Annotated in this window: 20 protein-coding genes and 1 pseudogene; 9 read left to right on the forward strand and 12 right to left on the reverse strand. The window is 73.2% G+C overall.

What is annotated here, in order from left to right:
• Positions 1 to 165 precede the first annotated feature (165 nt).
• Positions 166 to 356 (forward strand): annotated as a pseudogene (locus H5965_RS02150) (DUF1918 domain-containing protein).
• Here H5965_RS02150 and H5965_RS02155 read toward each other — a convergent pair.
• The gene (locus H5965_RS02155; protein ID WP_310967503.1) at positions 353 to 1,528 is read right to left on the reverse strand and encodes an MFS transporter; all 1,176 of its coding nucleotides are present in this window, start codon (positions 1,526 to 1,528) and stop codon (positions 353 to 355) included. The pseudogene H5965_RS02150 and the gene H5965_RS02155 sit on opposite strands and share 4 nt — an antisense overlap.
• 109 nt (positions 1,529 to 1,637) lie before the next feature.
• Here H5965_RS02155 and H5965_RS02160 point away from each other — a divergent pair, with 109 nt between their 5' ends.
• Positions 1,638 to 1,961, forward strand: coding sequence for a metalloregulator ArsR/SmtB family transcription factor (locus H5965_RS02160; protein ID WP_310967505.1), 324 nt, complete (start codon positions 1,638 to 1,640; stop codon positions 1,959 to 1,961).
• A gap of 182 nt (positions 1,962 to 2,143) precedes the next feature.
• Positions 2,144 to 3,328 (forward strand): MFS transporter, encoded by a 1,185-nt coding sequence (locus tag H5965_RS02165; RefSeq protein WP_310967506.1) that lies wholly within the window; start codon positions 2,144 to 2,146, stop codon positions 3,326 to 3,328.
• On the opposite strand, the gene H5965_RS02170 is transcribed toward H5965_RS02165, so the two are convergent.
• Both H5965_RS02170 and H5965_RS02175 read right to left on the reverse strand, forming a co-directional pair.
• Positions 3,325 to 3,642, reverse strand: coding sequence for a DUF3017 domain-containing protein (locus H5965_RS02170; protein ID WP_310967508.1), 318 nt, complete (start codon positions 3,640 to 3,642; stop codon positions 3,325 to 3,327). The two genes, H5965_RS02165 and H5965_RS02170, sit on opposite strands and share 4 nt — an antisense overlap.
• Entirely contained in the window at positions 3,639 to 4,496 is an 858-nt protein-coding gene (locus H5965_RS02175; RefSeq protein WP_310967510.1) for a bifunctional methylenetetrahydrofolate dehydrogenase/methenyltetrahydrofolate cyclohydrolase, read from the reverse strand. Before H5965_RS02175 ends, H5965_RS02170 begins: the two co-directional genes overlap by 4 nt.
• A 223-nt stretch (positions 4,497 to 4,719) precedes the next feature.
• Here H5965_RS02175 and H5965_RS02180 point away from each other — a divergent pair, with 223 nt between their 5' ends.
• Entirely contained in the window at positions 4,720 to 7,602 is a 2,883-nt protein-coding gene (locus H5965_RS02180; protein ID WP_310967511.1) for a glycohydrolase toxin TNT-related protein, read from the forward strand.
• Positions 7,603 to 7,643: 41 nt separating this feature from the next.
• On the opposite strand, the gene H5965_RS02185 is transcribed toward H5965_RS02180, so the two are convergent.
• Entirely contained in the window at positions 7,644 to 8,231 is a 588-nt protein-coding gene (locus tag H5965_RS02185) for a pentapeptide repeat-containing protein (protein ID WP_310967512.1), read from the reverse strand.
• Between the two features lie 24 nt (positions 8,232 to 8,255).
• Positions 8,256 to 8,723: a VOC family protein gene (locus H5965_RS02190; protein WP_310967513.1), complete on the reverse strand. Its 468-nt coding sequence runs from the start codon at positions 8,721 to 8,723 to the stop codon at positions 8,256 to 8,258.
• A gap of 75 nt (positions 8,724 to 8,798) precedes the next feature.
• On the opposite strand from H5965_RS02190, the gene H5965_RS02195 reads away from it, so the two are divergent.
• From H5965_RS02195 to H5965_RS02205, 3 genes are read left to right on the forward strand one after another with little or no spacing between them, the layout of a single operon-like run.
• Positions 8,799 to 9,623, forward strand: a complete 825-nt coding sequence (locus H5965_RS02195) for a helix-turn-helix domain-containing protein (protein WP_310967514.1) — start codon at positions 8,799 to 8,801, stop codon at positions 9,621 to 9,623.
• On the forward strand, positions 9,589 to 10,020 hold the full coding sequence (locus H5965_RS02200; protein ID WP_310967515.1) for an acyl-CoA thioesterase: 432 nt from the start codon (positions 9,589 to 9,591) through the stop codon (positions 10,018 to 10,020). Before H5965_RS02195 ends, H5965_RS02200 begins: the two co-directional genes overlap by 35 nt.
• A 32-nt stretch (positions 10,021 to 10,052) precedes the next feature.
• Positions 10,053 to 10,790: a methyltransferase domain-containing protein gene (locus H5965_RS02205; RefSeq protein WP_310967516.1), complete on the forward strand. Its 738-nt coding sequence runs from the start codon at positions 10,053 to 10,055 to the stop codon at positions 10,788 to 10,790.
• Here H5965_RS02205 and H5965_RS02210 read toward each other — a convergent pair.
• The 4 genes from H5965_RS02210 to H5965_RS02225 all read right to left on the reverse strand — a co-directional run bounded on the left by H5965_RS02210 (position 10,773) and on the right by H5965_RS02225 (position 17,366).
• Positions 10,773 to 14,078, reverse strand: a complete 3,306-nt coding sequence (locus tag H5965_RS02210; protein WP_310967518.1) for an error-prone DNA polymerase — start codon at positions 14,076 to 14,078, stop codon at positions 10,773 to 10,775. The genes H5965_RS02205 and H5965_RS02210 overlap by 18 nt on opposite strands.
• On the reverse strand, positions 14,079 to 14,702 hold the full coding sequence (locus H5965_RS02215) for a hypothetical protein (protein WP_310967520.1): 624 nt from the start codon (positions 14,700 to 14,702) through the stop codon (positions 14,079 to 14,081).
• 2 nt (positions 14,703 to 14,704) lie between these two features.
• A complete protein-coding gene (locus H5965_RS02220) occupies positions 14,705 to 16,267 on the reverse strand; it encodes a DNA polymerase Y family protein (RefSeq protein WP_310968476.1) in 1,563 nt (520 codons plus the stop codon).
• Between the two features lie 406 nt (positions 16,268 to 16,673).
• Positions 16,674 to 17,366 carry a hypothetical protein gene (locus tag H5965_RS02225; RefSeq protein ID WP_310967522.1) on the reverse strand — a complete coding sequence of 231 codons (693 nt, stop codon included), beginning with the start codon at positions 17,364 to 17,366 and terminating at the stop codon, positions 16,674 to 16,676.
• A 218-nt stretch (positions 17,367 to 17,584) separates the two neighbouring features.
• Here H5965_RS02225 and H5965_RS02230 point away from each other — a divergent pair, with 218 nt between their 5' ends.
• Positions 17,585 to 18,073, forward strand: coding sequence for a GNAT family N-acetyltransferase (locus H5965_RS02230; protein WP_310967524.1), 489 nt, complete (start codon positions 17,585 to 17,587; stop codon positions 18,071 to 18,073).
• 46 nt (positions 18,074 to 18,119) lie between these two features.
• Entirely contained in the window at positions 18,120 to 18,839 is a 720-nt protein-coding gene (locus H5965_RS02235; protein WP_310967525.1) for a hypothetical protein, read from the forward strand.
• Here the strand turns inward: H5965_RS02235 and H5965_RS02240 are convergent.
• The 3 genes from H5965_RS02240 to purN are packed head-to-tail and all read right to left on the reverse strand — an operon-like array spanning position 18,836 to position 21,818.
• Positions 18,836 to 19,624: a hypothetical protein gene (locus H5965_RS02240; protein ID WP_310967527.1), complete on the reverse strand. Its 789-nt coding sequence runs from the start codon at positions 19,622 to 19,624 to the stop codon at positions 18,836 to 18,838. The two genes, H5965_RS02235 and H5965_RS02240, sit on opposite strands and share 4 nt — an antisense overlap.
• 27 nt (positions 19,625 to 19,651) lie before the next feature.
• Complete coding sequence (gene purH, locus H5965_RS02245; protein WP_310967529.1) at positions 19,652 to 21,211, reverse strand: bifunctional phosphoribosylaminoimidazolecarboxamide formyltransferase/IMP cyclohydrolase; 1,560 nt, start codon at positions 21,209 to 21,211, stop codon at positions 19,652 to 19,654.
• On the reverse strand, positions 21,201 to 21,818 hold the full coding sequence (gene purN, locus H5965_RS02250) for a phosphoribosylglycinamide formyltransferase (protein ID WP_310967530.1): 618 nt from the start codon (positions 21,816 to 21,818) through the stop codon (positions 21,201 to 21,203). Before purN ends, purH begins: the two co-directional genes overlap by 11 nt.
• Positions 21,819 to 21,852 lie beyond the last annotated feature (34 nt).

Raw genomic sequence — 21,852 nt, forward strand, 5'->3', positions numbered from 1 at the left:
GCCGGGACTTCCGCAGCTCTCGGGGCGTGCGGACCCGGACCGAAGGGCTCACCGGCGCCGAGGCGCGGCGCCTCCGGATTCGCTGATCATGCCGGGGATTCTAACCCGTTCGCGGGGTCCACGGGACGGATTTCCGCTCCTACCCTGGACCCGGAGGTGAAGCCCATGCACGCAGGAGTAGGCGACGAAATCCAGGTGCACGGCCGGACCGTCGGAGCGGCCGAGCAGCGCGGCGAGATCCTCGAAGTCCGGGGCCCCGACGGCGCACCGCCCTATCTCTGGTGCGGTTCGCCGACGGGCACGAAGGGCTCGTGTACCCCGGCCCCGACTGCGAGGTCCAGGCGCACGCCGATTAGACGGCGACCGGTTCCCGAGGCTCGCGGACCCGCCCCCACGCCGAGCCCACCAGCAGCAGGGCGACGAGGGTCAGCGCGGCCGCGACCTCGGGCAGCAACCGCGGGCCGCCGCTCGACAGCACCGCGCCGCCGACCACGCCGGACAGGCCGACGCCGAGGTAGATCGCGGACGCGTTGAGCGAGAGCACCAGCCCGGCGTGGCCCGGCGACAGCTCGATCAGGCGGTGCTGCACCGGCGGGTTGAACGACCACGTCGCCAGCCCCCAGACGAACAGCGAGATGCCGGCCGCGACCGGGGTCACCGTCGTCAGCGGCAGCAACGCCATCACCGCGGTGATGGCCACGGTGACCACGAGCAGCGGCGCCCGCGAGCCCCAGCGGTCGACCGCCCGGCCGCCCGCGAAGTTGCCGATCGCGCCGCCGACGCCGTAGCAGAACAGCAGCACCGTCACCGTCGTGCCGTGCACGCCCGCCGTGGCGGCCAGCAGCGGTGACACGAACGTGTAGACCATGAACGCGGCGAGGCAGGCGAGCACCGTCGTGGCCAGCATGACGAGCACGCGCGGGTCGCGGCCGGCGGCGAACCGCTCGGCCAGGCCCACCCGCGGCGGCGCGGCGACCGTGGGCAGCGCGAGGCGCACGGCCAGCGCGCTGACCAGCGAAAACGCGGCGACCAGCGCGAACGCCGTCCGGTAGCCGAGGTGCTGGGAAATGAGGCTGCCGAGCGGGACGCCGAAGATGAGCGCGACGGTCAGGCCGCCGAACACGAGCGCGACGGCGCGGCCCCGGCGTTCCGGCGCGGTCAGCTCGGCCGCCACCGCGCTCGCCGCCGGGGTGAACACCGCGGCGCCGACCGCGGTCACCACCCGGGCGACCAGCAGCGAGCCGTAGCCGGGCGCGAGCGCGGCGAACAGGTTGCCGGCGCCGGTGACGACGAGCGCGGCGACCAGCAGCGTCCGGCGTTCCCAGGTGCCGGTGGCCGCGGCGAACAGCGGCGAGCCGACTGCGTACGCGATGGCGAAAGCGGTCACGAGCTGCGCCGCGGCCGTGGCCGAGACGTGCAGCTCGCCGGTCAGCGCGGGCAGCAGCCCGGCGACGATGTAACCGCTGGTCCCGACGCCGAAGGCGCCGAAGGCGAGGACCGAAATCCTCGGCTGGGCAGGTGCGGACATGGGCTGGGCCCCCAAGCGAAGCAGGGATAAGTTCGATGAACGTCGTAGTTCGACAGTCACCGTACTACGACTCGCCCCCGAATTTCGACCGGCGTCGTACAATGGCCCCATGGCCAAGACCGACACCCTGCCCCCGATCGCCCACCCGGCCCGGGAGGAGATCACCGTCGAAGGGGTGTTGCGCGCCCTGGCCGACCCGGTGCGGCTGGCCATCGTCCGGCAGCTGGCGGCCACCGAGCACGAAGTGGCGTGCGGGGCGCTGACCGTGCCGGTGACGAAGTCCACAATCACCCACCACCTGAGCATCCTGCGCCAGGCCGGGGTCGTGGCCGGCCGCCAGGAAGGCACCACTCGGTTCAACTCGTTGCGCCGCAACGATCTCGACGCCCTGTTCCCCGGCCTGTTGAACGGCGTCCTGGCCGCTCAGCGCTGATCACGGCGTTACGGTGTGGATCGTCACCCGATATCGGGATGACAACGGGCCCCCTCGCTTGTTGGACTGGGCGAAGGCAGCTCACGGCGCTGGGGCCGATCGGCTGTCTTTCTTTATGCCCCCGTACTGAACCGATCCAGAGATCGGCTGAGTAATCGTTTACCCACCTTGGAAGGAGTGCCGTGCCCGTCGCGCTGCTCGCGCTCGCCATCGGAGCTTTCGGCATCGGGACCACCGAGTTCGTCATGATGGGCGTGCTGCCCCAGGCGGCCGCCGACTTCGGCGTCGACATCCCGGCTGCCGGCCACCTCATCTCCGCTTACGCCCTCGGCGTCGTCGTCGGCGCCCCCCTGCTCACCGCGGTCGCCGTCCGGCTGCCGCGCAAGACCATGCTGCTGGCCATGATGGGCCTGTTCACGCTGGGCAACGCCCTCTTCGCGCTCTCGCCGAACCAGGAGTTCGGCGTCGCGTTCCGGTTCCTCGCCGGCCTGCCCCACGGCGCGTTCTTCGGCGCCGGTGCGGTCGTCGCCTCCAGCCTCGTCGGCCCGGGCGAGCGCGCCAAGGCCGTGTCGCTGATGTTCCTGGGCCTGACCCTGGCGAACGTCATCGGCGTGCCGCTGGGCACGCTGCTCGGCCAGCAGGTCGGCTGGCGCGCCACCTTCGGCGTCGTCGCCGTGATCGGCCTGGTCGCCATCGCGGCCATCGCGAAGCTCGTCCCGCACCAGGGCAAGCCCGCCGCCGAGGCGTCGCTGCGCAACGAGCTGGGCGCGTTCAAGCGGCCGCAGGTGCACCTGGCGCTGGCGATCGTCACGTTCGGCCTCGGCGGCGTGTTCGCGTGCCTGTCCTACATCACGCCGATGCTGACCGACGTCGCCGGCTACTCGCCGTCGAACGTCACCCTGCTGCTGTCCCTGGCGGGCGTCGGCATGACGATCGGCAACCTGCTCGGCGGCCGCCTGGCCGACCGCGCGCTGATGCCGAGCCTGTACATCGCGCTGCTGGCGCTGGCGTCGGTGCTGGGCATCTTCACGATCACCGCGCAGGGCAAGATCGGCGCGGCGATCACGATCTTCTTCGTCGGCGTGGCCGGGTTCATGATCGGCCCGATGATGCAGGCGCGGATCATGGAGAAGGCGGGCGGCACACCGTCCCTGGTGTCGGCCGCCGTCCAGTCCGCGTTCAACATCGCCAACTCGATCGGGGCCTACCTCGGCGGGCTGGTCATCGCGGGCGGGCTCGGCCTGGTCGCCCCGAACTGGGTCGGCGCGCTGCTCGCGGTGTTCGGACTGACGCTGGCCGTCGTCTCGGGCACTTTGGACCGCCGCGAAGCCCGCGCCGAACGACGGGAACTCGCCCTGGCGTCCTAAGAAGATCCGAGCGGGCCGCCGGTGATCGTCAGGGCGACGTACAGCACCGCCGCCGCCAGGGCCGTGAACGTCACCACGTCCACGAGCTTGCCGCGGATGGCCAGCAGGCCCGCCCGGGCCGCCGGCAGGACCGCCCGCAACACCGCGGCGAGGAGGAGCGCGGCGCCGATCAGCGCCGCGCCCTCCCGCCAGTGGTACTGGAAGATCCGCAGCGCCGCGACGGCCACCACCAGCAGCACCGCCGCGAACGGCAGCTGGCTGAAGCGGGAGGGCCGGTGACCGGACACCTCCCGCCGCTCCTCGGTCATCGTCATCGGCCCTGGACCGAGCGTTCCGCCGCTTCGACGACGTTGCTGACCAGCATCGCCCGGGTCATCGGGCCGACCCCGCCCGGGTTCGGCGAGATCCAGCCGGCGACCTCGGCGACTCCCGGGTGGACGTCGCCGGTGAGCTTGCCGTCCACATGGGACACGCCGACGTCGAGCACGGCGGCGCCCGGCGCCACCATGTCCGGCGTGATGATCCCCGGCACGCCCGCCGCGGCCACCACGACGTCGGCGCGGCGGACCTCGGCGGCGAGGTCGCGGGTGCCGGTGTGGCACAGCGTCACGGTGGCGTTCTCGCTGCGGCGGGTCAGCAGCAGGCCGAGCGTGCGGCCGACGGTGATGCCGCGGCCGACCACGGTGACGCGCGCGCCGTTCAGCTCGACGCCGTGGCGCTTGAGCAGCTCGATGATCCCGTACGGCGTGCACGGCAGCGCGCCCTGCTGGCCCAGCACGAGCCGGCCGAGGCTGACCGGCGCGAGGCCGTCGGCGTCCTTCTCCGGGTCGATGCGCTCCAGCACGCGGTTCGCGTCCAGGTGCTTCGGCAACGGCAGCTGCACGATGTAGCCGTGGCAGGCCGGGTCGGCGTTCAGCTCGTCGATGACGGCTTCGAGCTTCTCCTGGGTGATGTCGGCCGGCAGGTCCCGGCGGATCGAGTTGACCCCGATCTTGCCGCTGTCGGCGTGCTTCATCCGCACGTACGAGTGCGACCCCGGGTCGTCGCCGACCAGGACAGTGCCGAGACCGGGCGTCACCCCCTTCGCGGCGAGGGCCGCGACGCGGGGCTCGAGCTCCGCGAAAATGGCGTTCTTGGTGGCCTTGCCGTCGAGAATCTTCGCCGTCACGCGCCCCATTCTGGCAAAGCGACCCCCGCGCGTCGCTTCCAGGCGCGGCTGGTCGCAGCCCGTAGACTGATCGCTACCCCACACGGTCCAATCGCGACGGTGCCCGCGATCAAGCTGTGACCTACCGCACGTCGCATCACCCGAGGTCAGGCCCGGTGCCACCGGGTGACCGGGCGGCAAAACCCACATGCGGGGTGCACTCGCGCGCGCGAGCAGTCAAAATGTGCGGGTGGCACAACCGACGACGCAGCTGAACGCGACCGAGCAGGACACCCTGGTCAAGCAGATCGGACTTGCCCTGCTCCGTGCCGCCCCGCGCGACTGGCGCAAGGTCACCGCGGAGTACCGAGCCGTCGGCAGGTACCACGAGCTGACCGGCGAGATCGTGACCGAGGACGGCACGGTGCACGAATGGCTCGCCACCCACGACATCGCGACCCTGTTCGGCAGGCTCCGCGGCGGCATGTACCGCGACGGCCGTGGAACATGGTTCAACGCGCGCTACCAGCTGGACCACCCGTCCAGCTACAACCTCGAGTACAACCGCGACGAACCCGTGTGGAACCTCGCGCCGCCGCCCCAGGCCTACTCCGACGAGCTGCGGATGTTCCCGCGCACCGAGGAGAACGTCCCCGAATGGCTGATCCGGCGGATGTCCGGGCTCGGCCCGGAGCAGCCGGGGCCGCACTTCCGGATCGCCCGGATCTTCGACACCGTCGGCCCGGCCGGCCGCCCGGTGATCAACCGGCCCGACCTCGAGGTCGACGAGCAGGACCGCCTGCTGGAGTACCTGGAGCGCGCCCCGCTGGTGGTGCCCGAGCGCGGCTACGACATCGACCGCCTGGCCGCGACGCCGGAAGCGACCGTCCCGGTCGCCTTCCACAGCGACGGCCAGTGGATCTGGCCCGCCGCCGTCAACTTCTACCTGCACAAGTACGGCGTTTCGCCCGAACCGGACCTCGTCGAGCACGTCCGCTCGGTCGGGTTCACGCTGCCGCCGGTCGACGAGCCGACGCTGCAGGGCGCGGCCGCGTACCTGACCCGGGGTCACCAGCCGCCGCCCCAGCAGCAGCGCCCGGCCGGGCCGCCGCCGCAGGGTCCCCCGCCGCAGGGCCCGCCGCCCCAGCCGCCCGTGCAGCAGGCCCCCGCGGGGCCGCCGCCCGTCGCGCCCCCGCCCGTGGCGCCGCCGCAGCAGCACCAGGAGCCGCCCGCGCCGGTGGAGGCGCACGCAGCCGCCGAGCCGGAGGCGCCGGCCGAAGAGCACGAGTACGCCGAAGAGGGCTACGACGAGCAGGAGTTTGAAGACCGCTTCGCCGAGGACGAGGAGTACGCCCACCCCGAGCACGCGGCGGCGTCGAACGGCTCGTCGCCGGAGCCGGGCCGGGTGCCCGACCTCGAAGAGACCGCGGAGTACGTCCCCGACCAGCCGATCGGGCAGGAACCCCGCGACGGCGAGGAGGCGCCGGCGGAGCAGGCGGCGTTCGACGCCGGTCCGGCCGACGAAGCCGGGCACGCCTTCGACACCGGACAGGCAGACGAGCCGGCACACACTTTCCAGCCGGCCCACCAGGACGAAGAGCCGTCGCACGCGGCCTTCCAGCCGCCGCGGCACGAGGACGAGCACGCCTTCCAGGCCGCCGGCCAGGACGAGGCGTTCCAGCCGGGCCAGCCGCCGCACCACGACGACGAGCACGCGTTCCAAGCCCCCGGTCACGACGACGCGTTCCAGCCCGGCGAAGAGGACGCGTTCCAGCCCGGGCAGCCGCCACGGCACGACGAGGACCCGGCGCACGCGGCCTTCCAGCCGCCGCGGCCGGAGGACTCGTTCCCGCCCGATCAGCCGCAGCGGCACGAAGACGAACACGCTTTCCAGCCGCCGGCCCGGCCGGAGGACGAGGCCGCCTTCCCGCCGCCGCGGCGGGAGCAGCCCGCGTTCGACCCGGGTCCGCCGACCATGATCACCCAGCCCGAGGTGCCCGGCGTGCTGCCGGTGCCCGAGCCGCCGGCCCCCGAGGCCCAGGCCGAGCCGCCCGCTCCGCCGCGTCCGGGCCGCCGGGCGCTGCGGCGCGAGACGCCGGACCACCCGGTGCTCGCCGGCCTGCAGACCAAGCTCGACGAGCTCGACGTCCCCGAAAGCGGCTACAAGCTGGGCGCACCCGCCGAGCACGGGTGGAGCGTCGAAGAGGTCGAGGACGGCTGGCGCGTCGGCTGGTACGACGGCAAGCTCAGCAACCCGGCGGTGTTCGGCGACGCCGAGGACGCGGCCGCGTTCATGCTCGGCAAGGTCCTGCTCAACCCGGAGGGCCACGTGCCCGCCGAGGAGCCGCCCGCGCCGGAGCCGGAACCCGAGCCCGAACCGGAGCCGGCGCCGCAGCGGGTCGTCGCGACGCTGTCGCCGGAGGTCGCGACCGGCTCGTACCCGGTCCGCAAGCCCGAGCCGGTGCCGCCGCAGGAGCAGACGGCGTTCACCAGCGCCGAGGAGCTCTTCGGCGACCTCGAGGACGACGAGCCGCCGGCGCCCCCGCGCCAGCCCGCGCCGGTCCCGGCCGGGCCGCCGCCGGTGGCGCAGCAGGCCGGCCCGCCGCCCGCGCCGCCCCGGCGTGAACCGCCGTCGGCGCCGACCGTCCTGGCCCCGGTGCCGCAGGGTGTGCTGCCGGTGCCGCCGCCCGCCCCGGCCGTTCCGCCCGCGCCGCCGCGCCGGGAGGAACCGGCCCGCCCGGCCGTCAACGGCGGTGGCGGCGGTGGCCAGCAGCAGTGGCCGATCGGCCCGCTGGCCGGCGAGCCGCCGCTGACGCTGTTCCGCGGCAAGGAGCTGCGCGAGCTGCCCGCGGGCAGCGAGCTGGACCGCTTCGGCGGCCCGAACGGCAACCTGACGTACGCGGCGGGCACGCCGTTCGCCGAGCGGTCGCTGGTGCCGGAGTGGGTCAACCGCCCCTACCACGTCTACCGGGTGCAGCGGCCCCTGGAGACGCTGGCCGGCGTCGCGATCCCGTGGTTCAACCAGCCGGGCGGCGGGTCGGCGTACCTGCTGCCGGCGTCGATCGAGGAGCTGCTGGCCGAGGGCGACCTGATCGAGCTCGACCCGGGCGAACCCCCGATCGACTGAATTTCCGCGAAGGCCCCGGCACTGCCGGGGCCTTCGCCGGTTCAGCGGACGACGAGCCCGTGCGCGGCAGCGAAGGCGATCGCCGTTTCGACGTCGACCTCCGCGCCCCTCAGGTCGGCCTGGACCAGGGCGTTCGCGTCGAGCCGTGCGCCACGCAGGTCGGCACCTTCGAGCTTCGCGCCGTGGAGGCGGGCGCCGGTCAGGTCACTGCCGCGCAGGTCCGCGCCGGAGAGGTCGGCTTCCATCAGGTTGGCCTCCCGCAACCGCAGGCCCGACAGCCCGAGCTTGCGCAGCCGCGCCTTCGCCAGCGAGGCGAGGGAGAGATCGCACTCGGTGAGCGCGATCCCGGCGAGCCCGCTCTCGGTGAACGACGAACCCAGCAGCGAGCACGCCGTCCAGCGGCTCTCGGCGAGCACCGTCCGGTCGAAGGTGCAGGAGCGGAACGCGGACGCGTCGTGCCGGGACCGCGACAGGTCGGCCCGGGTGAAGACGCAGTCGTCGAACGTGCAGCCGCGCGTCCGCAGCCCGCTCAGGTCCGCGCCGGTGAAGTCGCAGCCGGTGAACCGCCGCTTTTCCCACCACTGCCCGGACAGCACCGCTTCGCGGTAGTCCTCCCCCGTCTCCAGCACGGCCCCAGGGTGCCACACCCGCGGCTAGGGCTTCGCACCCTGGACGTAGTTCATCGCCTCGACGTACTCGGGCAGCTGCGCGCGCCGCGCCAGCTCGGCTTCGTCGAGGTCCTCCAGGCGCGTCTGGATCCACCAAAGGTGGCCGAAGGGATCGCGCACGCGGCCGACGCGGTCGCCGAAGAACAGCACGGTCTGCCGGGTGATCTCGGTGGCGCCGGCCGCGATCGCGCGCCGCTGGGTTTCTTCGCTGTCCGGCACGTAGAGCCGCAGGAAGGCCGGGGTGGGGTCCCAGCCGTCGGGCGAGTCGAACGCCATCACCACGGCGTCGCCGATGCGCACCTCGGCGTGCCCGATCTTCCCGTCCTCGCCCACGACCCGCCCGAGTTCTTCGGCGTCGAAGGCGGCCTTCAGGAAGTCGAGCAGGCCGGCGGTGTCGCGGCCGATGATCCACGGGGTGACCGTCGTGTAGCCCTCGGGAACGGGGTTGACCATCTGTTTCCTCCTCGGTTCGGGTTTCCGAACCTAGAATCGAAATAGGTCAGTGGTTGACCGCTGCATACTGGTCGCATGGGAGTTCCGCTGCGGCCGGTGGCGGCGCGGTCGGTGTACCGCGAAGTGGCGCCGCCCTCCGCGCTCGCGGACGTCCTCGCCTGCGGCTGGCACGGGCGCACCGGCTGGGCGCGGCCGTTGCGCGTGCTACCCGACGGGTGCGCCGACCTCGTCTGGGACGGCGCCGCGCTCACGGTCGTCGTCACCGTCGGCGCTCCGCTGCGGCTGTGGGTTCCGGCGTCGTCGTCGCGGGTCGGCGTGCGGCTGCGGTGCGGGGCCGCGGCCGCCGTGCTCGGCACGGCCATGCCGGAGCTGCCCGCGGGCGCGACCCCCTTGCGCGACCTCTGGGGCCCGGGTGTCCGCCGAGCCGAGGAAATCCTTGCCGCATCAGGAGATCCGCGGATTCAGCGGGGCGTTCTCGAACGGCTCGTCGCCCGGCGGAGGGCGGCGCCGGACCGGCGGGTGCTCGCCGCGGTCCGCGCGCTCGGCGTGACGTCCCGGACCGCGGAGGTCGCCGACGCGCTCGGCGTCAGCGAACGCGCGCTGCGGCGGCACTTCGTCCATTCCGTCGGGGCCGGGCCGAAGCACCTGCAGCGCGTCCGGCGGTTCCAGGGGTTCCTGCGCCGGCTCGACGCGCTCGCCGCACACCGGACGTCGCTGGCCCGGGTCGCCGCCGACCTCGGGTACGCCGACCAGTCCCACCTCGGCCGCGAGTGCCGGCGGCTCTCCGGCTCTTCGCCCGCCGCCCTGGTGCGGGTGGCCGAAAAGTTCCAGACGGCGGCCGCGGCGCCGGGCCACGATCGCGGGCATGACCTTCCACGTCACGATCCCGGTGCGCTGTGACGACATCGACGTCAACGGCCACGTCCGCGGCCCGGCCTACCTCGCCTACGCCGACCACGCGCGCTGGGCGTGCCTCCAGGCCGCCGGCATCGACCCGGCCGGGCTGACCGCGCGCCGGATCGGGCCGGTCAACCTGGAGACGACCGTGCGGTTCCACCGTGAGCTGCCGCCGAACGGCGAAGTCGACGTCAGCTGCGAATTCCGGTGGGGCAACGGGAAAACCTCCCGGGTGGCCCAGGAGTTCCACGCGCCGGACGGCACGCTCGTCGCCGAAGTCGCGAGCGTGTCCGGCCTGCTCGACCTCGACCGCCGGCGCCTGCTGGCCGACCCCGGCTCGTACTGGCGGGAGCTGGCCGTGCACCCGGAACTGCTGGGGCTGGCACCGAAAACCGGATGATCTTGCCGGGCCCGGCCACTACCGTGGCGGGGATGCCGGACCACGACTACGTCGATCCCTTCCTCGCCTCGCTCTACGACGCGCTGAACCCGCGCGCGAGCAGCGGTGACTTCGCGTTCTACCTGCCGATGATCATGGCCGCCGAGTCCGTGCTGGACGTCGGCTGCGGCACCGGTTCACTGCTGCACTGGGCGCGCGAGTCCGGCCACACCGGACGGCTCGTCGGCCTCGACCCCGCCGAGGGCATGCTCATCCAGGCCCGCCGCCGGGCCGACATCGAGTGGGTGCACGGCGATTTGTCGATCGTGTCGTGGGACGGGGAGTTCGACTTCGCCGTGATGAGCGGGCACGCGTTCCAGGTGCTGCTGACCGACGACGAGCTGCGGATGGCGTTCTCGGCGATCCACCGCGCGCTGAAGCCGGGCGGCCGGTTCGCCTTCGAGACGCGCAACCCGGCCGCCCGCGGCTGGGAGCGCTGGACGCCTGCGCACGTCTGGGAGGCCGGGGACGTCCGCTCGTGGAACGACGCCGGTCCGTTCGAGAACGGGTACGTCAGCTTCAAGACCACCTACGAGAGCCCGAACTGGGACGCGCCGAAGTACAGCGAGAGCACGTTGCGCTTCCTCGACGTCCCTTCGCTGAACGCGTTCATCGAGGAAGCCGGGCTGGTCGTCGACGAGCAGTACGGCGACTGGGACCGCGCACCGGTGACCGGCACGAGCCCGGAGATCATCACGGTCGTCCGGCGCCCCTCACCGGAAGTCCCGTGACTTCGCCTTGATGCGCATCGGCAGCGGCTCGACGCGGTGGGCGAGGACGCTGACCACGCCGTCGGCCTTCTCCACCACCCCGCGGATCAGCAGCGCCGGGCTGCTGCGCGCGACGCGGTGGTAGCGCTGCCAGAGGCCGAGCGTGCAGATCACGTTGACCATCCCCGTTTCGTCCTCGATGTTGAGGAAGGTGACGCCGCCCGCGGTCGCGGGGCGCTGCCGGTGCGTGACCGCGCCGCCGATCAGCACGCGCGCGCCGTCTTCGAGGTCCGCCAGGCCGCTCGCCGGGACGACGCCGAGCTCGTCGAGGCGGTCGCGGATGAACTCGGTCGGGTAGCTGTCCGGCGACACGCCGGTGGCCCAGACGTCCGCCGCCGCGACGTCGAGCCCGTCCATCCCCGGCAGTACCGGGGCCGCGGCGCCGAGCAGGCCGGGCAGCCGGTCGGGGCGTTCGCCGGCGACGGCGCCCGCGGTCCACAGCGCCTGGCGGCGATCCCCGCCGAAGCCGGCGAACGCACCCGCCGTGGCCAGCGCCTCGATCTGCGGCGTGGTCAGCCGGACGCGGCGGGCGACGTCGGCCATGTCGCGGTACTCGCCGTTTTCCGCGCGCTCGGCGACGATCCGCTTCGCCAGGTCCTCGCCGATCTTGCGGACGGTGCTCAGGCCGGTGCGCACGTCGTGGAACTTCCCGGTGCCCGCCTCCAGGGTGGCGTGCGGGAGGCTGCGGTTGATGTCCGGGCCGTGCACGGTGACGTCGTGGCGCCGCGCGTCGGCGACCAGCGACTGCGGTGAGTAGAAGCCCATCGGCTGGGCGCGCAGCAGGCCGGCCAGGAACGCGTCCGGGTGGTAGAGCTTGAAGTAGGCGCTCGAAAAGACGAGGTGCGCGAAGCTCAGCGCGTGGCTCTCCGGGAAGCCGAAGTTCGCGAACGCCTTGAGCTTCAGGAAGATCTTCTCGGCGAGTTCGTCTTCGACGCCGTTCGCGGCCGCGCCCGCGAGGAACCGCTGCCGCAGCCGGTCCATCTTCCGGTCCGAGCGCTTCGACCCCATCGCGTGCCGCAGCTGGTCGGCCTCCGCCGCGGTGAAGTTCGCGACGTCCAGCGCGATCTGCATCATCTGTTCCTGGAACAGCGGCACGCCTTTGGTCTTGTGCAGGGCCTTTTCCAGCAGCGGGTGGTCGTAGGCCCACTTCTCGCGGCCCTGCTTGCGGCGGATGTACGGGTGCACCGAGCCGCCCTGGATCGGCCCGGGCCGGATCAGCGCGACTTCGACGGCGAGGTCGTAGAACTCGCGGGGCTGCAGCCGCGGCAGCGTCGCCAGCTGGGCGCGGCTCTCCACCTGGAAGACGCCGATCGCGTCGGCGCGGCAGAGCATGTCGTAGACCTTCTCGTCGGCGAGGTCCAGCTCGGCGAGGTCGACCTTCTCGCCCTTGTGCTCCTCGACGAGGTCGATCATGTAGTGCAGCGCGGACAGCATGCCGAGGCCGAGCAGGTCGAACTTGACCAGCCCCGCGGCCGCGCAGTCTTCCTTCTCCCATTGGATGACGCTGCGGTTCTCCATCCGCGCCCACTCGACCGGGACGACCTGGCTCACCGGCTCGGCGCACATGACCATGCCGCCGGAGTGGATGCCCAGGTGCCGCGGGAAGTCCTCCAGGGCGAAGGCGAGCTGCACGACCTCGTCCGGGATGTCGTGGTCGTGGTCCTTTTCGGTGCTCTGCAGCGAACCCCAGCGGTCGATCTGCTTGCTCCAGGCGTCCTGCTGGCCGGGTGAGTAGCCCAGCGCCCGGGCGGCGTCGCGGACGGCGGACCGGGCGCGGTAGGTGATCACGTTGGCCACCTGGGCGGTCCGGAGCCGGCCGTGTTTCCGGAAGACGTACTGGATGGCCTCCTCGCGGCGGTCGGACTCGATGTCGAGGTCGATGTCGGGGTAGCCGTCCCGGTCCGGGGCGAGGAAGCGCTCGAAGAGGAGTTCGTAGGCCACGGAGTCGACCTTGGTGATGCCGAGCGCGTAGCAGACGGCCGAATTCGCGGCCGAGCCGCGGCCCTGGCAGAGGATGTCGTGGTCGTTGCAGAACCGGACGATGTCCCAGACGATCAGGAAGTAGCCGGGGAAGCCGAGCTCTTCGATGATGGCCAGCTCGTGCTCGATCTGCTGGTTGGCCTTTTCCTCGTGGGGCTTGCCTGCGAAGCGTTCCTTCGCGCCTTCTGTCGTGAGGTGGCGCAGGTAGGTCGTTTCGGTGTGCCCCTCGGGGACGTCGAAGGGCGGCAGTTCGGGGGCGATCAGTTTCAGCGGGAACGCGCATTCCATGCCGAGCAGGGCGCTGCGCCGGACCGCGCCGGGGTACCGCCGGAACAGGACGTCCATTTCGGCGCCGCTGCGCAGGAAGGCCGTGCCGGCGGCGGGCAGCCAGCCTTCGAGTTCGTCGATGCCCCGCCGGGCCCGGATGGCGGCGAGGGCATCGGCGAGCGGAGCGCGTTCGGGCCGCGCGTAGTGGGCGGCGGTGGTGGCGACGGTGGGCAGGTGCAGTTCGTCGGCGAGCTGGGTCAGGAGGTCGTTGTGGGTGCTGTCCAGGGGCTGGCGGTGGTCGGTGAGCTCGACGTAGACGTTGTCGCGCCCGAAGCGGTCGACGAGTTCCTCGAGTTTTTCGGCCGCGGCCGCCGGGCCGTGCGTGACGAGGGCCGAGCGCACCGCGCCTTTGCGGCAGCCCGTCAGCACCACGCACTGCCCGGCGACCTCCTCGGCGACCGCGCCGAGGTCGTAGACGGGCCGCCCCTTTTCGGCCTGGTGGTGGATCTGGCCGGCGGTGATGGCGCGGCAGAGGGCGCGGTAGCCCTGGTCGCCGCGGGCGAGCAGGAGGAGGTGCTCGCCTTCGGGGTCGGGCACGCCGTTCTGCGGGCCGGGGAGGCCGAAGCTGAGTTCGGTGCCGAAGACGGTGTCGACGCCGAGTTCCCGCGCGGCCTCGGCAAACCGCACGACGCCGTACATGCCGTCGTGATCGGTGAGGGCGATGGCGTCGAGCTGCAGCCGCGCGGCCTCTTCGACGAGCTCCTCGGGGTGGCTGGCACCGTCGAGGAAGCTGAAGTTGGAGTGGCAGTGCAGCTCGGCGTAGGGGACGCGGACGGCCTCGGCGCCATCGTCGTTCCGGCGGGTGGGCAGGTCGCCGGGACGCCGGTAGCCCTCCCGGCGCCGGCCCCAGGCGGGGCTGTCGCCGTGATCGCCGGGAGGGAGCCCGCCGGCGAGGGTGCGGGCGAGGTCCTTCCAGCGGACGGGCGGGTTGTTCCAGCCCATTCAGTGACCCCCGGGCTGGTCAGGCCGGTCTTCGGCGGCCCGGCGGCGACGGTGCCAGCTGCTCGGGTGGTTCCAGCGGGACCGGGCTTCGGCTTCGCTCATGGGGGCGCGCTGGTTCGTGTCGGCGTCGCTGTTCGAGGTCGCTTCGAGTGCTTCGGTGCGGCGGTCGGCGTTGGTCGGGTGGTTCCAACGGGACCGGGCGTCGGCGTCGCTGGCGCGGCGGTCGGCGTTGGTCGGGTGGCTCCAGCGGGACCGGGCCTCGGCGTCGCTGATGCGGCTCGCGTCGGCGCGGCGGTCGGCGTTCGTCGGGTGGTTCCACCTCGAGCGAGCCTCGACGTCGCTGATGCGGCGTGGCGGGGTCCAGTGGAGCTCGATCCCGCTGAGGCGGCAGCCGTTCTCCCGCGACGGGCGCGGGACCGGGAGGGCGATCACCGGGCAGACCCAGTCGTCGTCGGCGGGGGTCTGCGGGAGGTGTCCGCGGACCGTCCACCTCTCCGCCTGCTCTTCCGTTGCGGGCTCGGGAATCTCGCGCAGCCACTCGCGCTCCTCCGAAGCCCCTCGGGGTGTGGGGCCGGGCTCGGCTCGCAACCAGTCGCGCAGCTTTCGTGCGTAGTCCTCGTCCATGCTCAGTCGTACACTCCCTCGACCGTCCACAGTGGATTTTCCGTGCCTGCGCAGTGCACCAGCACCGCTTCGGGTGGCTCCTCCCCTTCGCCGACCAGCACCAGCTGCAGCCGCGCTCTGGGCGGACCCGGCCGCCGTCGGTCGCCCGCCAGGGGCCAGGGGCCCGCCCAGCCCACGACCTCCCGGCCCGCGCCGCCCGCGATGCTGAGCCTCCGCGGCGGCGACGTCACCTGGTCGCGCGCGGTGATCCCGACGGCGCGGCCGCCGTCGTCGAAGACCTGCGCCGGGACCGGCCGGGCGAGGACCGTCGCCGGGGATGGGGACGGCAGGCGTCCCGGCCAGGTCGCGTCCGGCGGCGTCGTCCGCTCGCGCGGGTCGCCCCACGGCACCAGCCGCACTCGGCCCGCCGGGTCGCGGCCGCCGTCGAGCACCGGGGTGAGCACGCCTTCGGGGCCGAGCAGGCCCTGGACCCGCACGAACGCGCGGGCCGCTCGCTCGTCGGTCTCGTCGGTGCCGCCGTTGCGCCACAGGTCGAGCTGCAGCGACCGGCCTTCGACGACCTCCTCGGGTTCGAGCCGCAGCCGCACGACGCCGGACGTCGGACGCTGCCCGGGCGCGGCGCGCAGCCAGCCTTCGAACTGCCAGCGCACGCGATCGGCGACGCCGGCGGGGGTCAGCGGTTCGGCGCACCGCCACGCCCGGCCGAGGTGTTCGCCTTCTTCGGTGACCGCGTAGATGCCGAGCCGGGTGCAGGCGAGGCCGTGTGCGGCGAGGCCCGCGCAGAACCGCGCCGCGAGCCCCTTGGCGAGGAACGCCGCGACGTCGACTCGCTCGACGACGGGGTCGAACTCCTCGGCGAGGCTCAGTTCAGGCGGGGGCCGCCGACGCAGCGGCGGCCGTTCGGACCGGCCGCGCGCCAACCGGTGCGCGAGCAGCCCGTCCGCGCCGAAGCGGTTGGCGACGTCACGTTCCGGCAGAGCGGCGAACGCGCCGAGCGTCTTCAGCCCGAGGCGGCGCAGCAGGTCGACGAGCTCCGCGCGGTCGGCGCCGGGCTGGTCGAGTTCGGTGACCGGCAGCGTCGCGAGGAAGTCGGCAGCGTGCCCGCGTTCGACGAACTCACCGCACCGCGCGGCGAGCGTCGCGGCGAAGAGTCCATCGGCGACGCCGACCTGACACTCGACCCCGGCCGCGGCGGCGACCTCGTCGAGAAGCCGTTCGACGAGCGCGTGTTCCCCGCCGAAGTAGCCGGCGGCACCGTCGACGGGGACGGCAACCAGGCCGGGCCGCACGACCTCGACCCCGACGACGAGCCCTTCGACCGCCCGCGCGACGGCCTCGAACAGGCGGGCGTCCCGCCCGTCGTCGGCGGCGAAGACGGCGAGCTCCGGACAGTTCGACTGGGCATCCCGCCGCCGCATCTCCCGCCGGACGCCGCTGCGCCGCGCGACGGCGTTGCAGGCGACGACCCGGTTGGCGGTGAAGACGCCGACGGGCAGGTCGGCGGCAACCCCGCCGACGGCGGCGGCCGCGACGGCGGGCCAGTCCGGGCACCACAGGACGAGCATCCGGGTGGGGACGTCGGGGGTGGCGCGTTGGGCCGGGACGGTCATGTGGCCTCCCGGATCCGGCCGCCACCCCGACGCGGGTGGTGGTGGTGGTGGTGTGGCGAGCGCGCGTGGGCAAGGGGCCGGATCGCTCGTGTGCGCGGGCGCGCGGTGGGTCGGCTCTCGTGGGCGAGCGGCCGGCTCGCGTGAGCCGATCTCGCGCGATTGGGACCGGAGGGGCCACACACGTGATCGGCGAGGCATTTCGCGTGATTAAGGAGGCAACACACGTGATTGGGCAGTCGACACACGTGACTGAAGGGTCGACACACGTGACTGGGGAGCCGACACACGTGATTGCAGGGTCGACACACGTGACTGGAGGGTCGACACGGGTGGGTGGGGGGTTGGGGTGGGCGGGTGGGGTTCATGCCGTGGCCTCGTCGAGGGTGGGGATGAACGAGGGGGTGGGGTGCGGGGTGGCGGGTGGGAGGTCGAAGGTGGCCGTCAGGGGGCGGGCGGCCGCGCCGCGGCCGTGGGACCGGACCTGCACCTGGCGCGATTCAAGGTGTCCGTACCCGGCCGAGGGGCCGGACCAGGCCGAGCGGCGGCACGAGAGCTCCACGTCCGCCGCGGGCCAGGCTCCCGCGGCCAGCAGGACCGCGCCGCGGTGGCGGGCTCGGGCCGACAGGCGCCGGGCCACCGCCGGCAGGACCGTCTCCGGCTGGACCGCCACCAGGTCCACGCCGTCCAGCAAGGCCGCGACCACCGCCGGGAGCTCCGCGCCCGGACGCGGGACCAGCGCCAGCCGGGTCAGGTCCACGCCGTACTCGGCGGCCGCCGCCACACCCAGGGATGGCATGCCGACCACCGCGGCCCACGAACCCGCTTCCGTGGCCGCGGCGAGGAGGGCGAGCAGCAGCGATGTCCCCCCGTGGACCGCCACCGTGCTCCCGCGCCGGAGCCCGGTGTCGGGCAGCAGCCCGGCCAGCGCCGGGACGACCGGGAGCACCCTTCCCGTCGCCCTGGCCCGCTCGGCCTGGGCCGCCACCCGGCTCGCCGTGCTGACCCCGGGCAGGGCCGCCAGCCGGGCCACCGGCGGCTCCACCACAGCGGTCACCGCACGCACCTCCCCACCACGGACTGGTGCCGGCGGCCGAGCCTCTCCCAAAAACGCGACCGACGGCACTGGTTCGCCGCGGGGAAGGCGGCGGTTTCGTGTCGAACATCTGTTCGACGTAGTCCAGTCAACCGCGAACCACCCGAGGTGTCAAGTCACCCACTCGTGGGGAGCTAATGCAGTTGCCCCGCCCGCCCACCGATCGCTAGACAGGCGGCGTGGAGCTCACCGACGCCCGCCCCGAAGACGTCCCGGAACTGCTGGTCCTGCAACGCTGCTGCTGGGTCCAGGAGGCCGTCCTCAACGAGACCCTCGACATCCCCGCGCTGCACGAAACCCTCGAAGACGTGCGCGACTGGACGAAGACCTGGTCGGTGTGGGTGCTCCGGCAGGACCACCGCTTGATCGGCGCCGTGCGCGCCCGGCTCGACGGCGACCGCTGGGAACTCGGCAGGCTGATGGTCGCGCCGGACCTCGCCGGCCGCGGGCTGGGCCGCCGGCTGCTCGCCCACGCCGAGGAGCACGCGCCCGCCGAAGCCCGCCGGTTCGCCCTCTTCACCGGGGCGCGCAGCGCTCGCAACATCGCCATGTACCAGCGGGCCGGCTATCGGCTCACCGACGCGCCCGCCGCCGATGGTCACATCCGCGACGCGGTCTACCTGGAGAAGGACGTCACCCTCAGCGAAAAACCCGGTCCGGCCGCCTGACGCTGCGGCGTCGGCTAGATTCCCCGGTGGACTTCGGGGGGTGGCGATGACAGGACCGCTGAGACGGCCGATCCTGGCGGTCGTCGGCGTGCTGGTGGCGGTGGGAACGGCGGCCTGCGGGGTGCCCGGCGCCACGGCCGCGGCCCCGGCGCCGACGACCATCGGCGCGGAGTGGCGCTCGTTCCGCGCCGACGTCACCGGGATCCGCCCCGGCTCGGACGACCACAGCCTGTTCGTGCAGGTCGCGCTGCCCGGCAAGGACCCCGGCTGCGTCCGCGAGCCGCGGATCGAACAGGTCGTGGAGGCGAAGACCGACATCCGCGCCGACGTCGTCTACTCGACGCGCCCCGCGGCGGGCGGCTGCCAGGACAAGGTGCCCGCGGAGGTGCCGCTGACGACGGCGGACCCGATCGCGGACCGGACGGTCATCCTCAACGCCGACACCGGGAACGCCTGGCACAAGCTCGGTGCGGGCTGGGGCCACTGCGACCGCCAGGGCGCCTGCGCCCCGCCCGCCGACCACTGCGACCCCGCGTGGATCGGCGCCGCGGTGTCCGCCGCCGGCGCCGCGGGCCCGGGCACCACCCGCGCCTGCGACCCGTCGTGGCTGGTCGTCGACCTCGAGGGCGCCCGCAGCGCCTTCCGCTGGAGCGATGCGGGGTGGACGTCGTTCGCGCAGGTGCGCTCCGCCGGCTGCGCGGAGATCCTGGCGGCCGCACCGAAGTTCCCGGTCGCGCTCTGCAAGGCGCTGCCCGCGCCCGCCTAGCGCGACAGCTTCTTGACGATCTCCGCGCCGACCGCCTGCACGGCGGCGTCGGTTTCCTGCTGCGGCATCGGCGAGTTCGAGAAGAACCCCTTGTCCCAGCCGGACACCTCGAGGACGACGACCGTCGTGCCCTTCAGGACGTGCAGCTCGGAGCCGCTGAACGCGCTGTCGGTGGCCAGCCGGACCAGCAGGGCCTTGTCGCCGAGGCCACGCACTTCCGTCGGCGGGATCGGCGGCGCCTTCGGCGTGAACAGGTCGTTCGCCTGCTCGCGCGCGCTCTCCCCCGAGTACCGGGTGATCTGGACGTGCATGGTGGCGTCGCGGACGTTCTCGTCCGGCCCCGGCTTCCAGCTGCAGCCCTGCTGCTTGATGCCCGGCAGGTCCTCGGTGCCCTGGCCGGCCAGGACGAAGCTCGGGAAGCCCGCCTTCTCCAGCACCGGCGCCGGGACCTGGCACTCGGCGGGCACCGGCGACGACGACGGCGCCGCGCCGGTGCTCGCGTAGTAGTCGCTCGCGACGATGCTCAACGGGATGCCCGCGCCGAGCAGCACGACGACACCGCCGATGATGCCGAAGATCAGCCCCATCCGCTTCTTCTTCGGCGGTGGCACCGGCGCGCCGTACCCCGCGGGCGGGTACCCGGGCGGCGGGTAGCCAGGCGGGTAACCCTGCGGCGGATAGCCCTGCTGGGGCGGGTACCCGGGCTGCTGCTGCGGGTACCCGGGCTGTTGCTGCGGATAGCCCGGGTACCCCTGCTGACCGTGGCCGTACGGCGGTTGCTGCATCGAGCCCTCCCTCTCGAAGCGCGGGGGTCAGTGCGCGAAGTGGCGCGTCCCCGTCAGGTACATCGTGACGCCCGCCTTCTCCGCGGCCGCGATGACTTCGGCGTCGCGGACCGAGCCGCCGGGCTGCACGATCGCGCGGACACCCGCCTCGACCAGCACCTCCAGACCGTCCGGGAACGGGAAGAACGCGTCCGACGCGCCGACCGAGCCCTTGGCCCGATCGCCGGCCCGCGAGACCGCCAGCCGCGACGAGTCGACCCGGTTGACCTGGCCCATGCCGACGCCGACGGTCGCGCCGTCGGCGGCCAGCAGGATCGCGTTGGACTTGACCGCGCGCAGCGAGCGCCACGCGAACTCGAGGTCACGCAGGGTCGGTTCGTCGGCCGCGGTGCCGGTGGCGAGCGTCCAGTTCGCCGGGTCGTCGCCGTCGGCGTCGATCGCGTCGGCCGTCTGCAGCAGGACGCCGCCGGAGATCGGGCGGAACTCGACCGGGAACGCCGGGGCCGCCGGCAGCTTCAGCAGGCGGATGTTCTTCTTGCGCTGCAGGATTTCCAGGGCTTCGGCGTCGAAGTCGGGAGCCAGCACGACCTCGGTGAAGACCTCGGCGATCTGCTCGGCGGCCTCGCGGCTGACCGGCCGGTTCGTCGCGATGACGCCGCCGTAGGCCGAGACCGGGTCGCAGGCGTGGGCCTTGCGGTGCGCCTCGGCGATGTCCGCGCCGATCGCGATGCCGCACGGGTTGGCGTGCTTGATGATCGCGACGGCGGGCTCGGCGAAGTCGTACGCGGCGCGGCGGGCGGCGTCGGTGTCGACGTAGTTGTTGTAGGACATGGCCTTGCCGTGCAGCTGCTCGGCGTGCGCCAGGCCCGGGTTCTGGCTCTTGTAGAGCGCGGCCTTCTGGTGCGGGTTCTCGCCGTAGCGCAGGACGTCGGCGCGTTCCCAGGTGGCGCCGAGGAAGTCCGGGAAGCCGGCGTCGTCCGCGGGTGCGTACGCGCTGGCGAACCACGAAGCGACAGCCGTGTCGTACGCCGCCGTGTGCGCGTACGCCCGGGCCGCGAGGCGCTTGCGGTCTTCGAACTCGAAGCCGCCGTCGGCGACGCGCTCGAGCACCCAGCCGTAGCTCGCCGGGTCGACGACGACCGCGACGCTGCCGTGGTTCTTCGCCGCCGCGCGGACCATCGCCGGGCCGCCGATGTCGATGTTCTCGACGCAGTCCTCGGGGCTCGCGCCGGACGCGACCGTCTGCGCGAACGGGTACAGGTTCACCACCAGCAGGTCGAACGCCGCGATGTCCAGCTTCCGCAGCTGCTCGACGTGGTCGGGGTTGCCCTGGTCGGCCAGGAGCCCGGCGTGCACGTTCGGGTGCAGCGTCTTGACGCGGCCGTCCAGCGACTCCGGGAAGCCGGTGACCTGCTCGACCGGCGTGACCGGGACACCGGCGTCGGCGATGGCCTTCGCCGTCCCGCCGGTGGAGACGATCTCGACGCCGGCCGCGTGCAGGCCGGTCGCGAGGTCCAGGAGGCCCGCCTTGTCCGAGACGCCGATCAGCGCCCGGCGGACCGGGCGCCGTCCCAGGTCAGTGCTCACGAAATGTCACCTTTCGTCCGTCCACGGTGCAGCCACCGCGGCCGAGTCGCTCGATCGTTTCCACCAGCAGCCTGCGTTCGACGGCCTTGATCCGTTCGTGCAGGACGTCTTCGTCGTCGTCGTGCTCCACGACGACCGCTTCCTGGGCGATGATCGGCCCGGTGTCGACCCCGGCGTCCGCGAAGTGCACGGTCGAGCCGGTGACCTTGACACCGGCTTCGAGGGCGTCGCGGACCGCGTGCATCCCGGGGAAGGACGGGAGCAGCGCCGGGTGCGTGTTGATCACCGTGAAGCGGCCGAGGAACTGCTCGCCGAGGATCTTCATGAACCCGGCCGAGACGACGAGGTCGGGCCGGTACGCCGCGACGGCCTCGGTCAGCGCCTTGTCCCACGCGGCGCGGTCGGGGTGGTCGGCGACGCGGACGGTGAAGGACGGGATGCTCAGGCGCTCGGCGCGGGTGAGGGCTTCGATGCCGGTGCGGTCGGCGCCGACGGCGACGACCTTGGCCGGGAAGCCGGACCGGCCGGTGGCGTCCAGCACCGCCTGCAGGAGGGTGCCGGAGCCCGACGCGAGCACGACGAGCTTCACCGGGGTGGGCAGCTCCAACCGTTGAGACAGAGCGGGCTCCTTGCCGCGGGCG

This window comes from Amycolatopsis sp. 505 (assembly GCF_031625235.1).
Taxonomy (GTDB): Bacteria; Actinomycetota; Actinomycetes; order Mycobacteriales; family Pseudonocardiaceae; genus Amycolatopsis.

What these genes read in the sequence shown, in the direction of transcription:
- H5965_RS02240 (WP_310967527.1), bottom strand. Translation starts at nt 19,624, where the DNA reads ATGCAGCAACCGCCGTACGGCCACGGTCAGCAGGGGTACCCGGGCTAT.
- H5965_RS02220 (WP_310968476.1), bottom strand. Translation starts at nt 16,267, where the DNA reads ATGCTCGTCCTGTGGTGCCCGGACTGGCCCGCCGTCGCGGCCGCCGCC.
- H5965_RS02155 (WP_310967503.1), bottom strand. Translation starts at nt 1,528, where the DNA reads ATGTCCGCACCTGCCCAGCCGAGGATTTCGGTCCTCGCCTTCGGCGCC.
- H5965_RS02205 (WP_310967516.1), top strand. Translation starts at nt 10,053, where the DNA reads ATGCCGGACCACGACTACGTCGATCCCTTCCTCGCCTCGCTCTACGAC.
- H5965_RS02215 (WP_310967520.1), bottom strand. Translation starts at nt 14,702, where the DNA reads ATGGACGAGGACTACGCACGAAAGCTGCGCGACTGGTTGCGAGCCGAG.
- H5965_RS02195 (WP_310967514.1), top strand. Translation starts at nt 8,799, where the DNA reads ATGGGAGTTCCGCTGCGGCCGGTGGCGGCGCGGTCGGTGTACCGCGAA.
- H5965_RS02170 (WP_310967508.1), bottom strand. Translation starts at nt 3,642, where the DNA reads ATGACGATGACCGAGGAGCGGCGGGAGGTGTCCGGTCACCGGCCCTCC.
- H5965_RS02160 (WP_310967505.1), top strand. Translation starts at nt 1,638, where the DNA reads ATGGCCAAGACCGACACCCTGCCCCCGATCGCCCACCCGGCCCGGGAG.
- H5965_RS02200 (WP_310967515.1), top strand. Translation starts at nt 9,589, where the DNA reads ATGACCTTCCACGTCACGATCCCGGTGCGCTGTGACGACATCGACGTC.
- H5965_RS02210 (WP_310967518.1), bottom strand. Translation starts at nt 14,078, where the DNA reads ATGGGCTGGAACAACCCGCCCGTCCGCTGGAAGGACCTCGCCCGCACC.
- H5965_RS02190 (WP_310967513.1), bottom strand. Translation starts at nt 8,723, where the DNA reads ATGGTCAACCCCGTTCCCGAGGGCTACACGACGGTCACCCCGTGGATC.
- H5965_RS02235 (WP_310967525.1), top strand. Translation starts at nt 18,120, where the DNA reads ATGACAGGACCGCTGAGACGGCCGATCCTGGCGGTCGTCGGCGTGCTG.